At 48.9% G+C, this 14869-nt stretch carries 14 protein-coding genes and 4 pseudogenes; 6 read left to right on the forward strand and 12 right to left on the reverse strand.

Annotation, left to right across the window (positions count from 1 at the left end):
- Positions 1-5: 5 nt before the first annotated feature.
- Positions 6-761 carry an IS21-like element helper ATPase IstB gene (gene istB / locus ACWWJF_RS17810; RefSeq protein WP_455868472.1) on the forward strand — a complete coding sequence of 252 codons (756 nt, stop codon included), beginning with the start codon at positions 6-8 and terminating at the stop codon, positions 759-761.
- Here the strand turns inward: istB and ACWWJF_RS17815 are convergent.
- Both ACWWJF_RS17815 and ACWWJF_RS17820 read right to left on the reverse strand, forming a co-directional pair.
- Entirely contained in the window at positions 758-2623 is a 1866-nt protein-coding gene (locus tag ACWWJF_RS17815; protein WP_455870175.1) for a Mu transposase C-terminal domain-containing protein, read from the reverse strand. The genes istB and ACWWJF_RS17815 overlap by 4 nt on opposite strands.
- Positions 2624-2625: 2 nt before the next feature.
- On the reverse strand, positions 2626-2877 hold the full coding sequence (locus ACWWJF_RS17820; protein WP_442890284.1) for a helix-turn-helix domain-containing protein: 252 nt from the start codon (positions 2875-2877) through the stop codon (positions 2626-2628).
- Between the two features lie 158 nt (positions 2878-3035).
- Between ACWWJF_RS17820 and ACWWJF_RS17825 the strand changes: the two genes are divergently transcribed.
- A complete protein-coding gene (locus ACWWJF_RS17825) occupies positions 3036-3377 on the forward strand; it encodes a helix-turn-helix domain-containing protein (RefSeq protein WP_455870176.1) in 342 nt (113 codons plus the stop codon).
- Positions 3323-3625: a hypothetical protein gene (locus ACWWJF_RS17830; protein WP_455871279.1), complete on the forward strand. Its 303-nt coding sequence runs from the start codon at positions 3323-3325 to the stop codon at positions 3623-3625. Before ACWWJF_RS17825 ends, ACWWJF_RS17830 begins: the two co-directional genes overlap by 55 nt.
- A 65-nt stretch (positions 3626-3690) precedes the next feature.
- On the opposite strand, the gene ACWWJF_RS17835 is transcribed toward ACWWJF_RS17830, so the two are convergent.
- The 4 genes and pseudogenes from ACWWJF_RS17835 to dusA form a co-directional block, all read right to left on the reverse strand.
- Positions 3691-4731, reverse strand: a complete 1041-nt coding sequence (locus ACWWJF_RS17835; RefSeq protein ID WP_455870177.1) for an IS481 family transposase — start codon at positions 4729-4731, stop codon at positions 3691-3693.
- Positions 4732-4919: 188 nt separating this feature from the next.
- A protein-coding gene (locus ACWWJF_RS17840) for an IS3 family transposase (protein WP_455871160.1) occupies positions 4920-6127 on the reverse strand; the annotation gives its coding sequence in 2 pieces (ribosomal slippage) (positions 4920-5806 and positions 5806-6127; 1209 coding nt in all).
- A 243-nt stretch (positions 6128-6370) separates the two neighbouring features.
- Positions 6371-6484, reverse strand: a pseudogene (locus ACWWJF_RS17845) (envelope stress response protein PspG); the annotation flags it as partial.
- A 163-nt stretch (positions 6485-6647) separates the two neighbouring features.
- Positions 6648-7688 (reverse strand): tRNA dihydrouridine(20/20a) synthase DusA, encoded by a 1041-nt coding sequence (gene dusA, locus ACWWJF_RS17850; RefSeq protein WP_455870178.1) that lies wholly within the window; start codon positions 7686-7688, stop codon positions 6648-6650.
- Between the two features lie 158 nt (positions 7689-7846).
- Here dusA and ACWWJF_RS17855 point away from each other — a divergent pair, with 158 nt between their 5' ends.
- Together ACWWJF_RS17855 and ACWWJF_RS17860 are read left to right on the forward strand one after the other, a co-directional pair.
- Positions 7847-8212, forward strand: coding sequence for a hypothetical protein (locus tag ACWWJF_RS17855; protein WP_455870179.1), 366 nt, complete (start codon positions 7847-7849; stop codon positions 8210-8212).
- Between the two features lie 193 nt (positions 8213-8405).
- Positions 8406-9574 (forward strand): IS3 family transposase gene (locus tag ACWWJF_RS17860; RefSeq protein WP_455868400.1). Its coding sequence is split into 2 segments (ribosomal slippage): positions 8406-8661 and positions 8661-9574, totalling 1170 coding nucleotides; the frame shifts between segments, so codons are not numbered across the junction.
- Between the two features lie 3 nt (positions 9575-9577).
- Here ACWWJF_RS17860 and ACWWJF_RS17865 read toward each other — a convergent pair.
- Both ACWWJF_RS17865 and ACWWJF_RS17870 read right to left on the reverse strand, forming a co-directional pair.
- A complete protein-coding gene (locus ACWWJF_RS17865; RefSeq protein ID WP_455870180.1) occupies positions 9578-9817 on the reverse strand; it encodes a hypothetical protein in 240 nt (79 codons plus the stop codon).
- A 362-nt stretch (positions 9818-10179) separates the two neighbouring features.
- Positions 10180-10431: pseudogene (locus ACWWJF_RS17870) on the reverse strand (IS4 family transposase); the annotation flags it as partial.
- Positions 10432-10532: 101 nt separating this feature from the next.
- Here ACWWJF_RS17870 and ACWWJF_RS17875 point away from each other — a divergent pair.
- Entirely contained in the window at positions 10533-10976 is a 444-nt protein-coding gene (locus ACWWJF_RS17875; protein ID WP_455870181.1) for an Hsp20 family protein, read from the forward strand.
- Positions 10977-11071: 95 nt separating this feature from the next.
- Here the strand turns inward: ACWWJF_RS17875 and ACWWJF_RS17880 are convergent, their stop codons facing one another.
- The 4 genes and pseudogenes from ACWWJF_RS17880 to ACWWJF_RS17895 form a co-directional block, all read right to left on the reverse strand.
- Positions 11072-12253, reverse strand: a complete 1182-nt coding sequence (locus tag ACWWJF_RS17880) for a glycoside hydrolase family 10 protein (protein ID WP_455870182.1) — start codon at positions 12251-12253, stop codon at positions 11072-11074.
- A gap of 58 nt (positions 12254-12311) precedes the next feature.
- A pseudogene (locus ACWWJF_RS17885) lies at positions 12312-13343 on the reverse strand (IS630 family transposase).
- Between the two features lie 106 nt (positions 13344-13449).
- Positions 13450-14058, reverse strand: a pseudogene (locus tag ACWWJF_RS17890) (IS110 family RNA-guided transposase); the annotation flags it as partial.
- Between the two features lie 167 nt (positions 14059-14225).
- Positions 14226-14861 (reverse strand): ORF6N domain-containing protein, encoded by a 636-nt coding sequence (locus ACWWJF_RS17895; RefSeq protein WP_455870183.1) that lies wholly within the window; start codon positions 14859-14861, stop codon positions 14226-14228.
- Positions 14862-14869: the final 8 nt, after the last annotated feature.

Consider the following 14869-nt stretch of genomic DNA (forward strand, 5'->3'; position numbering starts at 1 on the left):
TCGTTATGACTGATGACCTGCTAACCAAACTTAGAACGCTGAAGCTGTCGGCAATGGCCGATGGCATGATACGCCAGCGTGAGGCACCTGGTACATACAATGAGCTGGGGTTCGCAGAACGCCTGGGGTTACTTGTCGAAGAAGAGCTACTGAATCGTGAAAACAGCCGTGTTGGGCGGTTGAGAAAGCAGGCACGGTTGCGCCACGGTGCAACCCCTGAGGGTATGTACTATCCGGTCTCCCGAGGGTTAAAGGCCGAACAGATGCGCGAGCTTCTGAACGGGCATTACATCACCCACAGCAAGAATATCCTGATAACAGGGCCAACTGGCAGCGGAAAAAGCTGGGTAGGTTGTGCCCTGGGCGAGCAGGCGTGCCGGCAAAAGAGAAGCGTTCAATACTGGCGCATGGGTCGGCTGCTGGATCAGCTTGAGCAGGGCCGACTGGACGGCAGCTGGCTTAAGCAACTGAAACAGCTTCAAAAAATAGAGTTTCTTATCTTGGACGACCTTGGTCTTGAAGTTATCACAACGCGGCAATGCAATGACTTGCTGGAAATAACGGAAGAGCGATATGGGCAAACCAGCACGATCCTTATCAGCCAGTTGCCGGTGGAGCAATGGTACGGAGTGATGGAAAACCCGACGGCGGCAGATGCCTTCCTGGATCGGCTGATCCACAACTCTCACAGAGTGGAGCTTCAGGGAGAATCATTAAGGAAAAATAGCCTGGCAGTGGAAAGCGCAGAAGAAACACGCTAAAACGATAAAAAAGTTAGGTTCCCGGGTGATCGATTACGATGCGAAAACGTGATCGACCTTAGATGCGAATCGATGATCGATCGCATGCGAATACGCACCATACGGCGCACGATAACCTTGCTGGCATCGTGAATGTCGTAACTGATTAACACCTTGCGGTCGTGCTCATTGGCCAGTTTGGCGGCATAGTAAATATTGTTAAGGAAACGGATTTCACAGCGCCTGACCGTGCGCTCGGTCTGTGGCATAAACAGGTCACGCAGTTCAAACTGTGTCAGCCATTCCAGCTCGGTGCCGTCGTTTTCCAGTTTCCAGCGGCGAAACTCGGCCGGACTGTAATGCTGCCCGTCAGGGCGTTTGGGTAACTCACTGTGCGGACGGGCGTTGTACCACTCCACCCCGGCCTTGATTTCATCAATCAGCATTTCCCAGGAGGGCAGCTTGCGTAGCGTGGTCTGCTGGGCGACAGTCAGCTCACCGCCCTTTGCCTGGGCGTTCAACGCCGATTTAAGCGCCTTGCCGGTCTTGCGCACGGTTTCCCGGTCAGCGCCGGTACCGTAATAAGTGGCAAAGCGGCGGGCAATGTACATGGGCAAGGTACGGTTCAGCCGTTCGATAATGCCGCGCCCCTGGGGATTGCCGGCGATACCGGTCGGGTGGTCAATCTCGAGCCGCCGCAGAATGCCGGTCACGTCTGCATCCAGGGTGAGATTGGTTTCCCCACTGCCGTTATCTGAGTAGTAGAGAAACGGCTTGCCGTGAGTGGCAATGCCATAACGCAGGGCATCGGTGACGGCAATCACGTTTTCAGAGAGCGACAGGCTCCAGCCGGTGATATAGCGGCAGCTGCCATCGAGAATAAACGTCACTTCCGGCGAAAAAGGCTGGCCGTGGTCGGGATGGGCGACTTTCATCTTCATGCCGTGACCGTCGCCAATCCAGACGTAGTTAACCGGTAAACTGGTCCAATCGCGGCGGACAAACCCTTCCAGCTGGCGATATTCGCTGCCGGTTTTGCGCCCGCGCTGTTTGACGATTTCGGGGAGTTTATCCATCGCATACAGCACCGCATCATAGGACGGCTGCGCGGCTAACATCAGCGGCTCATCCGCATAGCGTTGTTGCCATTCGGCGCAAAAATCCACATAGGCCTCTTTCATGCTGCACCCGTTCGGCTTGCGATAGTGCGCCAGATAGTCATGTAACCAGGCAATCTGCTCGGGTTTGACCACCTCGCGCTTACCCGGAGCCAGCACTATCAAGCGTTCGGCGGGGGTAGCGGCCTTTCTGTAGTCGGCCAGCCAGCGCTTGAGGGTGATTTCACTGAGTTGACGGTTTTGGCCTTTCTTGGCATTGGCTACCTGTGCCGCTTGCGCGATCCCCTCGGGCAACTGGCCTGTTTTCGCCTGCTGGACAATAAAGCGGATCGCCTGCGCACAGCTATAACGCGGCTGCCGCCCTATGGTGAGGATATGCTGCACCAGTAACATGCGTGCATCAGCAATCTGGCGCTGTTTATCCGTCAGGTCGGCCAATTTATTGCCAACCAATGCCGGGCAACGGCGGTAAACGTCCAGCTTGCCAAGCTTCTCGTGATCGGTGCTGACCTTTGATACAGAGGGTTGTTTGCCGGCATCATCCACCGGTGCAGCGATCATCAGTTGTTTAAGATGCCGCTCACGGATCGCGCATTGAGCTTCAATGGGCAAACAATCAATGTGGTACTCGTAAGCCTTGGTCCCTTGACGTTTACGTACCAGAGCGGGCGTATTTTTGGTTAAACGTGACAATATCTCTCTAATGCCCTTGGTAGTTTTTGGGAGACCCATTACGCCAATAAGTTCTTTAGCAACAACAAACATAATTATGATGCCTTACGTATGTAACTTTTAATCTTGTAACGGCTGGGCCAAATGGTTTCAGGTTCGACCCCCAGCGCCTCACCAATAATCTTCTGATAGGTTTTACAAGGCGTCCGTAAAACCGTTTTGAGCGAATCCTTGCTGTAACCGGCTTGCAAGGACAGTAAGCGAAACGACAACCCTCGCTTATGGATCTCCGCTTTAATGATCTCAGGGTGCCAATCAGCACACATGTCTTCTTTTTTGCTCATCATTCGTCTATCCTAAAAAGTTATCCGCATGAATAACTGAAAAGTTATGCGTACAGGCAAAGTATAAGAACCAAAAGAAACTAAGTAAAGGTTTCTTTTGGTTTTAATGGTTTTATTTATTTCTTTTTATAAATCAATGCAATAAGTTACAGGTGTTAGTGATGACAAAAAAACCTAGTCGTACTTTTCTTGAACCCGAAAAAGAACCGGTAATCGAGAGAATTTTTCAATTGGTTGATAGATATTCATCTAGAAGTGAAGCCGCAAGGGCTTGGGGGATTAATGTTAGTACATTAAAAAATTATTATAAAAGAAGACACTTAAAGCCAAGCCCTAGACGAAGCCAGTTATTGAAGATAGCCGAACACGAAGGCGTTTCTCTCAATTGGCTTCTTAATGGTGAAGGTGACATTTATGAATCCGAAAAAAAACCAAAGAACCCAATAAGTTGGTTTCAAATGGAGATGCCGAACGGAAGCTTTTTGAGCTTTTATCGCTTCTGACGGATCAAGAAAAGTTAAGATTATTCGAGATTCTTGCTCGTAAAGGACTTGAGACAGTTTTTCACCTACTTGATACAGAAAATCAAGCACTTTTAGAACTAAAAGGAGATAGAAAACGAATAGCTTTACGGTTAGAATCCATGTCAGAAGAACAGCTTAGAGAGATTTTATCCAAAATTGAAATCAGTGCCGGAGAAACCATTTCAGAAGTAGATCATATTGATGCTAACATCAGGGTCAGAGCATGAAATAAGCTGTATTAGCTCAGACCTGATCTGACAGTTACCGGTTATTTATACAGGTGTCTGTCAGATTAAATCTGGTTCAGATTTTTTTCTGCCCAGACTCGTTTACCATCAAGTAACGTGGCCATTGGCGTACGCCCGCAGCACATTTTACCCTGATGAGTTCGCTCATTATTGTAATGCCACAACCAGTTGTCCAGATCCTTTTGTAGACTTTCTAGGTCCTCGTATAACGTCTTACGGAACGCAACCTGATAAAAATCCTGCAAAATAGTTTTATGGAAGCGCTCGCAGATACCGTTTGTCTGCGGAGACATCGCTTTCGTTTTCGTATGGTCTATATCGTTGATAGCCAAGTACAGCTGATAGTCATGTTGTTCCACTTTACCGCAGTACTCCGTCCTCCTGTCGGTCAGTATTCTTAGCATTGGCAGCCCCTGAGCTTCGTAGAACGGCAGCACGCGATCATTGAGCAGGTCGGCGGCAGAGATCGGTGCTTTACTCGTGTAAAGCTTGCAGTGCGCCACTTTCGAGTACGTATCCACGAACGTCTGCTGGTAGATACGGCCAACACCTTTCAGATTACCCACGTAGAAGGTGTCCTGCGACCCCAGATAACCCGGGTGAGCAGTCTCTATTTCACCACAGGCTTCGTCGTCGTGCGCCTTCTTCTCCAGTGCAGCGATTTGAGCATCAGTAAGTACGATGCCTTCTCTGGCAACTTTTTCTTCAAGTGCCTTCAGGCGCTTACGAAAGTTTTCCAGATCGTGTCGTTGCCAGATGGAGCGCACACCGCTGCCAGAAATGAAGACGCCTTTTTTACGCAGCTCATTACTGGTCCGGTGCTGGCCATGAGCCGGGAACTCAATGGCGTAATCAACAACCGCACGTTCAGTGGCTTCATCAGCACGGTTTTTCAGGTTGGGAACCCGGCGGTTTTGGTTAACCAGAGCGTCAATGCCGCCTTCTGCCGCCAGTTCCTGATAGCGATAAAACGTGTCGCGTGACACCCCCATGATTTTACAGGCTTTTGATACGTTACCGAGTTCTTCGGCGAGATTGAGCAGGCCGGCTTTGTGTTTGATGATGGGATTGTTAGTATGAAGCATGAGAGTTACCTCGTGTTTTGTATAAGGATTCGACACCCATATCAAAACCGGTAACTCTCAACCTTTCAAGGTCCAGTGTCAGATCAAGTCGCGACTAATACAAATAAGCCTTGGCCCAGTAAAACTGTTTTATAAATGCAATTTAAAGGGCTGATCTTGACCCACCATCTCCGGACAGCTTTTGTATCTTAAGTTAACGATGCCCGCTGGCGCCGATATTCTCTTGGGGAGTTGTATCCCAGCGCACTGTGCGGATGGTTTTCATTGTAATGATTGAACGCCGCTGCAAGATTCTTCAGCGCTGTTCGCACATCGGGTTTTGGCATGAAGGCGATGTAATCTTCCTTCATCGTCTTCACGAACCGTTCTGCCATGCCGTTACTCTGTGGACTGCTCACTGCTGTTGTGCAGGGCTCCAGATTCAGTTCTCTGGCGAACTTCCGCGTTTCATGCGCTGTGTACGCTGAACCATTATCCGTCAGCCATTGCACTGGTTTATCCGGCAGCGCGCTACCGAAGCGTTTTTCCACCGACCTCAGCATCACATCCTGCACGGTTGAACTGTCATAACCCCTGGTGCTCGCTGCCCAGTCTATGGCCTCCCGGTCGCAGCAGTCCAGTGCGAACGTCACCCGCAGCTTCTCGCCGTTGTCACAACCGAACTCGAAGCCATCTGAGCACCAGCGCATATCGCTCTCTGCTACCGCGATTTTGCCTTTATGCTCCCGCTTCGGACGTTCAGTTTTATCATGCAACAACAGCAGGTTATGCTCGCTCATTATCCTGTAAAGCCGTTTGGCGTTCACCGGTGGAAGTCCCTCTGCACGACATTGCTTACGCAGGATACCCCACACTCGGCGGTAACCGTAACTGGGCATGTCGCTGATGATACGGAGGATGTCCGATAATATCTCAGCATCAGCTTCGTCATTACGCCGGTTGCTGCGCCTGTCCAGCCAGTCGGCAGAACGGTTAACCCGCAGTGACAGCTGCGCACGCGACACGCTCATGGCGCGGCTGACCAGAGCTATTCCCCGTCCTTTGGCAACAAGGGCGCGTGCGCTATCCATTTTCGCGACTGGCGGTACTCCACTGCTTCTTTGAGGATCTCAACTTCCATCGTCTTCTTACCCAGAAGGCGCTGTAGCTCCCGGACCTGCTTGAGGGCAGTCGCCAGCGCCGAAGCTGGAACCACTTCTTCTGCGGCCGCAACGGCGGTGAGGCTTCCTTCCTGGTATTGCTTCTTCCACTTAAACAAAAGGCTGGGCTGGATGCCATGCAGGCGGGCTACATGGGAGACGTTCATCCCCGGCTCCATTGTCTGCTGAATGATGGCGATTTTCTCTTGCGGAGTTTTACGCTTACGGACTTCTTGCCCTAACAGGATCCCGGTCATTTCAAAATTAGCATGATTGTTAGACATATATCTAAGCCTATCTCTTATCTGGAGATACAGCTACTGTCTGGTGTTACAGGGGGCTACATCATGCAATTTAAAGGGCATTAAAGCTTGTTTGTAGTGGTATCAAATATTTTACTTACAGGTAAACAATTGTTTATTTTTTAAGCATTGGTATCAAATCAGAAAATCACTTCTAACCTCAAGAAATCCCATGAGTTCCCGCCAATTCCCGGATATTCCCACAAGTATCAAATAAATTACTTCTCTATATGCGCCCAGTACGCCAATCAGTGAAATCCCAGTGACCATTAGCATCACGAAAAAGCCCACAACGAACAAAAACTCCAGCATGATTTCTCTCCTCAATCAGATGTGCCGTACTAACGGCGCGTTCTGCGGGAGGTATCACAAGAAGTATGTCAACCTTCCCATTCTGATAACACATTGATTTATAATAATAAAATGTCAGTGCGGACAATAGTTTGTGGCTATTTTGACTAACAGTTGGTGTTTTTTATGCCGCGCGATCGCGTACCAGCGCCAGTGCCGCTTCCACCACCGGGATGCCTGCGCCGGGTTTGTGGGCATTTTCGCTTAAATGACGGCGCCATTGACGCGCGCCGGGAATACTTTGGAACAAGCCCAGCATATGGCGGGTGATATGGCCCAAATAGGTTCCGTTGGTCAGTTCATGCTCGATGTATGGGTACATCGCTTCCACCACGCTAAACGGGCTGACGGCGGGTGCATCAATACCGAACAGTTGCGAATCGACATCCAGTAGCAGGCCGGGATTTTGATAGGCTTCGCGTCCCATCATCACCCCATCGAGCTGCGTCAAATGGGTTTTTGCCTCTTCCAGCGTTTTTACACCGCCATTAATGGCGATGGTCAACGCCGGAAAATCGCGCTTGAGCTGATAGACGCGTGGATAATCCAGCGGCGGGATCTCGCGATTCTCTTTTGGACTCAGGCCTGAAAGCCAGGCTTTGCGTGCATGGATAATAAAGGTATCGCAGTGGCCGCGCTCGGCCACGGTGTGAACAAAATCGCACAGAAAAGCGTAGCTATCCTGATCGTCGATGCCGATACGGGTTTTCACCGTAACGGGGATCGATACCCGATCGCGCATCGCTTTGATGCAATCCGTCACCAACTCGGCTTCTGCCATCAGGCAGGCACCGAAGCGTCCATTCTGCACGCGGTCCGAAGGGCAGCCAACGTTGAGATTGATCTCATCGTAGCCGCGCTGCTCTGCCAACTGCGCGCACTGCGCCAGCGCGGCAGGATCACTGCCGCCCAACTGCAACGACACCGGATGCTCGGTATCACTGTAAGCCAGATAATCTCCCTTGCCGTGAATAATGGCACCGGTCGTGACCATCTCGGTGTATAACAGCGTTTGACGCGTCAGTTGGCGGTGGAAATAACGGCAATGGCGATCGGTCCAATCGAGCATCGGCGCGATGGAGAAGCGATTGAGGTTGTAATTGCTGGCTTTCTCAGGTACTGCGCTTTTCTTATTCGGGTTGGGAGTTTCTTTATTTTCGTGCATTTTGGGCGGTTTTGTCTTATTTTTGCATTCACGGGACACCATAAGGGACACCACGATTTGGTGTCCTAATATGCGGAGACAGTAACGAAATGGCATACTTTACGATTGCTAAACGCCCCCGCGCAGATGGGGCAGTAAGATACCGCTGCACTGTTGGGGTGAAGGATCAGGGTAAACACCTTTACCGTGAAAGTAAAACGTTTGGAAAATTAGCCGTAGCAAAGAGCTGGGGTACACGTCGCGCCGCCGAACTTGAGGAGCATGGTGTCCAGTCCGATTCCGATGCAAGTCAAATAAGTGTTCGTCAACTGCTGATGAAGTACATCAGCGATCCGGACTTGGGCGGTAAAGCTGGGCGCACAAAGAATTATGTTCTCAACATGCTGGTGGACTGTGACATTGCAGAGATAAAACTGGCCGACCTGTCCGTAAATGATGTGGTTGAGCATGGGCGCTTGCGTGCTGGCGCGGGGGCTGGCCCGGCGACAGTTTCCCACGATTTAAGTGTATTAGCTCAGACCTGATCTGACAGTTACCGGTTATTTATACAGGTGTCTGTCAGATTAAATCTGGTTCAGATTTTTTTCTGCCCAGACTCGTTTACCATCAAGTAACGTGGCCATTGGCGTACGCCCGCAGCACATTGTAGTGGCACACTGATACTGGCCACCTGAGCGGAGGTGATATGCTCACCTCATCAACACGACAGGTGACCTCATGGGTAAACATTTTACGGCGGAATTTAAGCTCGAAGCCGCAAAGCTGGTTGTCGACCACGGCTACACATACGTTAAGGCCGCAGAGGCGGTTAATGTCAGCCATTCTGCCATTAGTCGCTGGGTCAATAAGCTTCGCCTTGAACGACAGGGAAAAACGCCAACGGGACTTCCTCTTACCCCTGAACAGCTCGAGCTGCGTGAGATGAAGAAAAAAGTCCAATGCCTTGAAATGGAGAACGAAATCCTAAAAAAGGCTACGGCGCTCTTAATGTCGGACTCACTCAACGGTTCACGGTAGTCGACAGGCTGAGGGCGCGATACCCGGTCACGGCGTTGTGCCAAACTTTTGAGGTACATCGCAGCAGCTACAGGCACTGGCAGGCTTCCGCTAATGAACCCGACGGTGAGCGCGTGGTTAAGTGTAGCCGCGTCATGGAAGCCTGGAACGCCAGCGGCGGCTCTGCCGGCGCTCGAAGTATCGCGACCATCGTCACCGGCAGCTCTGGTGTCAAAATGGGGCGCTGGCTGGCTGGCAAGCTGATGAAGGAGCTGGGTATCGCCAGCTGCCAGCGACCGGCTCACAAATACAAACGCGGCGGCAATGAACACGTTGAAATACCGAACTATCTCAACCGCCAGTTCGCGGTTACCGCGCCGGATCAGGTCTGGTGCGGCGATGTGACCTACATCTGGACGGGCAAATGCTGGGCTTACCTTGCGGTGGTGCTAGACCTGTTCGCCCGCAAACCGGTGGGCTGGGCCATGTCGACGTCGCCGGACTCGGCGCTGACAGTTAAAGCGTTGCAGATGGCCTGGGAACTCCGGGGACAACCAACAGGAGTCATGTTCCACAGCGACCAGGGCAGCCACTATACCAGCCGTCAATACCGGCAAGCCCTGTGGCGCTGCCGGATAAAGCAGAGTATGAGTCGGCGGGGTAACTGCTGGGATAATGCGCCAATGGAGCGGTTCTTCCGCAGCCTGAAGACAGAATGGGTGCCGACAAAGGGTTACAACAGCTTCAGCGAAGCCCAGGACGCGATTATCCGCTACATCACGGGGTATTACAGCGCTATCCGGCCTCACTGGTATAACGGCGGCTTAACTCCAAACGAATCTGAGCGACTGTTCTACATACAGTCTAATGCGGTGGCCAATATTAGTTGACCACTACACATCAGAGAGCTTGCCGGAGAGCATCCCTGAGCCGATCAGGGTGGCTTCCTGAATCGCCACCCATTCGAGCAGTACCTTTTCAAACGCGCCTTGCGCCTCATCCAGCGCCGACAGGCAATCGGTCAACAACACCGCATAGGGATGATGTTTGCGGCCAAAATCGGTGACCACATTGCGCATATCGATAAAGGCTTGCTGCAACGATTTGTTGTTATCCAGCAAAAAGGCCAGCATGTCGTAGAAGGCGATGCGGTCTTTGGCGGAAAAGGTTTTTTGATAAATCCAGTGGATAGTAGTGTTAATGTGCGGTTTAACAGCGAGAAAATCGACATTTAATCGAGATGACATATTTTACTCCAAAAAATGGTAGGTAACTTGAAAATGCCTTATATGCCCCCAATATATTTACTATTGAAGATCAACTTTGCTCTTTAACACAGACCCTCAAGGAGGGCATATGACTTCTTATCGTTCTTTATCTCTAATTCCTACCTTCAGTAATTATCTTCCTGATCGCATTACCCAAATGGATCGGCTGTTTAGTCGACTCACCGGTGAAAAGCCTCTTGGCGATAATCCAGCTTATAACCACCTCGTTATACACATCTCTGTTCGTGCCTGAGCGCGCGTAGCGTTTCGGCGGCCGTCATGACTTTCTGCAAGCCTTTCCAGATAGTTTTTGCGCCTGGTTCACCGTCGCCTTTTCGAGCAAGAAAGCCTCCGAGTTGCGCAACTAAGCGCAATACTTCGTTTAGCTTAGGGCGGCCCTTGGGCATACGCTTGTTCATCAGTAGGTAAGCGCCATGAGTCTCGTCGGAATCAAAGAACAACATTGCGCCCAGCTCTGGACCATATCGTTATACACATCTTTCTAACGCACTGTTTAATCAATGAGTTACGGGTTTATCTCAGAGTGGCATTTTGAACCTCAAAAAGCCAATGGGATGGCTTGAATGCCTTAATTCACGGGGTTCTGAGCATCCTGTTCAAAAAATGGCCAAAAGATGTGTATAACGATATGGCTTATAACCTACGTCAAAAAGACAAGAATCATTATGAGCTAACGTTTAGCGTGCCGGGTTATTCACAAGATGAACTGGATATTTCTGTGCACAATCACCAGATAACCATCAGCGGTAAAGCGATCGATGAGAAAAATGAATCAGAAGATGAAAAAGAAGGTGTAAAATGGTTACATCAAGGCATTAGTAAAAATGGATTTTCTGTAAGTTTCAGCCTTGAGCATCGAATAACGATTCAACAGGCAAATCTAGATAAAGGATTATTAACACTGCAATTTACCTACGAGATCCCTGAACAGGAAAAACCACAGAAGATTCCCATTGGCGTTCAAAATGAATCCGGGTGTGTCCTTGAACACAACGCTGCTTAATCATAGCGCCCCTAATTGGGGCGTTTTTTTCAAAATCTAATTATACAGTTATGAATCTAATTACTAATAAAATCATAAAGTTATATTAACTTGCATTAAGATCTCTCGTGCTCCTGCCACCGTCTCTTCATATATTGAACGACTTGTTGTGTTTGTGATTCTCTTAAAAAAAGATGACGAAATAACACACATCCTTTTACTTCTGGTAAAGAATCATTCAGATCTAATTGCCGGGTTATTTCAGGTACTCCACCTTCAATAGACCAATCAGGCTCTACATTAGACGGTGTACCTACCTTATAAAGTGCCATTCCGATATATAATTTCGTTTTGGTTTGTTTTACTGTTTCTGCCCACCATCTGGTAATAACATCATAACGAGCAACCTGACGAGCGAAAGGCCAATATACTTGAGGTACAATATAATCAATAATTTCTTCAATAACCCATTTTCGTGTGTCTGCATACGCAGAATCGTAATTTGGGTTTCCTGCCTGCGTATCTGAACCTAATGGGTCATCTTTTTTGTTTCGCCATACTCCCGCTGGACTAATTCCGAATGCTACTTGAGGATTTATTTCCTTTATTTTTTCATGACATTTTTTCACTAAAGAATAGGTGTTATTTCTTCTCCAGTCCGCTTTGCTATTAAACCCTTGGCCATGTTTTTTATAAGTCACATCATCATTTAATTTTGAGTTAGATGATTCATAATAGAAGTAATCATCAAAGTGAATGCCATCAACTTCATAGTTTTTCACGACTTCTTCGATGATATTTACCATCCAGTCCCTCACTTCAGGGATGCCCGGATTGAGAACAAACCTATTATAGGCGGTGCCTACCCAGTCAGCGTGCGTTTTAAACACACTAGCAGGAGAATCTGATGATGAATTGTTAAGCTCTTCAATAGTGGATGGGTCTGTATTCATTGATATGCGATAAGGATTTAGCCATGCGTGTAACTTAATACCTCGAGAATGAGCTTGTTCTATCGCATAAGAAAGTGGATCAAAACCAGGATTTTTTCCTAATACCCCTGTCAAATATTTAGACCATGGAAGTATTTCGGAACGATATAATGCATCAGCGCAAGGTTTAATCTGAAGCATGATAGTATTCATGTTCATTTTCTTTATTTCGTCAAGAATGAGTATTAGTTCATTTTTCTGCGCATTGATTCTTTCTTCATCATTAGTAATGCTTAGGGTGGATTTAGAAGGCCAATCAAGATTGATAACGCTTGATACCCATGTTGCTCTCAATTGTTTTTGCATAATATGCATCCTTATTTTAAGTAAGTTAATAAGAACTAAATAGCTGTTCCTAATACCGCTACACTTTTGCCTGTCCATGTTTTCCACTGGGAAACGGGCTGACGGTTTCCATGAAGCGGCGAACCTTGTTCAGTCACTGCCACATTGAACAGCATTGATGATTGCGGGTGATGGTTTCATGCAACGCCTGCCATAACCGCTCTACATGATTTAGCCATGGTGAGTACACCGGCTGATAAATAACCCTGAATTTCGGGTTTTCTTCCAGCCAGCGCTGCGTCTCCTGGCTTTTGTGAATAATGTAGTTATCAACTATCAGCGTGAGCGTTTTTGCCCGTCTGTACGTTGCTCTCAGATGCTCTAACATACTGATAAACAAACACGAACTTTTACTGTTTCCTCCAACATCGCTGACTTTTCCCGTCCCGCTGTGTAATGCACCCGCCAGATAATATTTCTCGTTCTGGCCCGGCGTCACGATGCGTTTCTGCTTCCCGCGAACCTGCCAGTCCGCGCCAATTTTGGGATTCAGATGAATATCCACTTCGTCTTCGTAAAAGACGGGATGTTCCGCGCTGCATTGTTCCAGCGCCATCGCGATGGCCTCCATTTTTTCTTCCTTATGCGGGTCGCGGATACGCAGCGTAGGAGCTGCGCGTCGCCACACCAGACCGGCAGAAGGCCGCCAACGGCGCACCGTGGAAGCATGCAACTGGCAACCGGTTATCTCATTGATTTTTATCGCTAGCAGTTCCGTGCTCCAGCGCGAACGCTGATAGCCAAAATCATGAGGGGAACGCTTTACGAGCTGGATTAACAGTGCGCAGATCTGTTCAAACGGCCAGCGACGGCCACGACCGGGCCGCAGAGATTTGAGGCCTTCAATGCCGTACAGGGTGAGCCAGTTAATCCATCTGCCGATTGACGAACGGGCGCAGCAAAGCATTCTGGCGACATCGCTCACGCGCTCGCCCCGGTGCAACATCAGGATGGCGGTCAGCCTGCGGGCGTGATTCTTGTCACGCGTTTTATGGAGAGTTTTCTTCATCAGGCGTCGTTCGTTACGGGGTATCGGTGCTATGCTCGACATCGCTCAGTCCGGTTGATGATTTGGGATCTTTATCGATTGATCAGATCGCTCAACTCGGACTGAGTTCCCTTCAGGTGATCTACTATTCGGAACAGTTATTTAGAGAGAGTGCCTGCCCAAGTTCTCTTTCGAGCTCTGCTATCTGCCCAACCAAATATTGGTAATGATCGTGTAATCGAAGCAGCAACTGTGCCAGATAAGGTGGCAAGTCATTATCAGCCAGAACAGCTGAAAGCCTTTTGATTACCGCAATACCTTTCGGCATGCTGATACCAAACTCCAGTAAAAAAGCATGCATTTGGTTAGTCGTTTTAACGTTGTCTCTGACCAACGACTCCCTGACGCGATGCAAGGCTCGCATAGCCTGCTGAGCCTCAGTTCTTGGCTGCACAAACCGCATGGAAGGGCGTGATCCGGCTTCGCATATTGCTTCGGCATCAACGAAATCGTTCTTGTTGCTCTTGACAAAAGGGCGGACAAACTGCGGAAAGATCAACTTTACTTCATGCCCCAGCTCACTGATCCGACGAGCCATAAAATGGGCACCGGCGCAGGCTTCCATTACAACGGTAGTAGGTGTACACGTAGCCAGAAACTCGATGAGTTTGGTGCGGGTAAACTTTTTCCGCAGTAATGCGTTGCCTGATTTATCCTGACAATGAATGTGAAAAGAATGTTTGCCGAGATCGATACCAATAAGCGTGACGTTTTGCATGATGGCCTTCTCCATAAAGAAACACCCTGTCAGCGTACCGCTCACAGGGTGGGGGTGACCATCTCATTAAGCCCCAACCACCAGAGGGAGTTGAGGCTTCATGTCCTGCGCACTTTTGCCCCAGCATGGGGGTATTATGTGTTCGAACGTTCGAACAGTCAAGCACTTTATCTGATCGTTTGATCAGTATTTTCAATAAGTGGTTTATTTAATCGCGTAGGACTGGCATCACCAGACATAACTAATGTGCGATAGCCAAAATCCTGTAGTGTCTGAACGAGCAGATGGACATCGCGCCGCAGTTTTCGGATATACTCACCATCGACACAGTCCTTGCCATCGATATTAATAATCTGATGTTGTCTATTTCGGTAACAAACCAGCCAACGCCCTTCTCTCGGTATCGTGACAGTGATGGCAGAATCAGTATCGAAGAGATCTCGCTGACGTTGATTGAAGTAACAGTCCTCCAACTTTTCGAATACTTCCCATGCTTGATCGGTTTCGAGCATCTTGGCGTGACGGGCCGCTCCGCGTTCTGTCCAGAGCATCAGATGCCGGACGTTGCGAGCGATTTTCACAAAGGGACAATTAGTCACCTTGTACTTGAACTCACGTAATTTCTCGCCCTCGAGCTTGAAGTAGTGCTTACCTTCAACAAAGCGATCTATGTTGCGACCGTAGTTTTTCTTTACGTTTTCGCAATCGGTTCCATATAGATTAGCGAGTAACTCGGTCGTTACTACAGGAATAGACTTGAAAGAAATAGGGGATAATGATTCAACTGAAATTTGATTAGCCACAATTGGCC

This window comes from Symbiopectobacterium sp. Eva_TO, assembly GCF_053848865.1.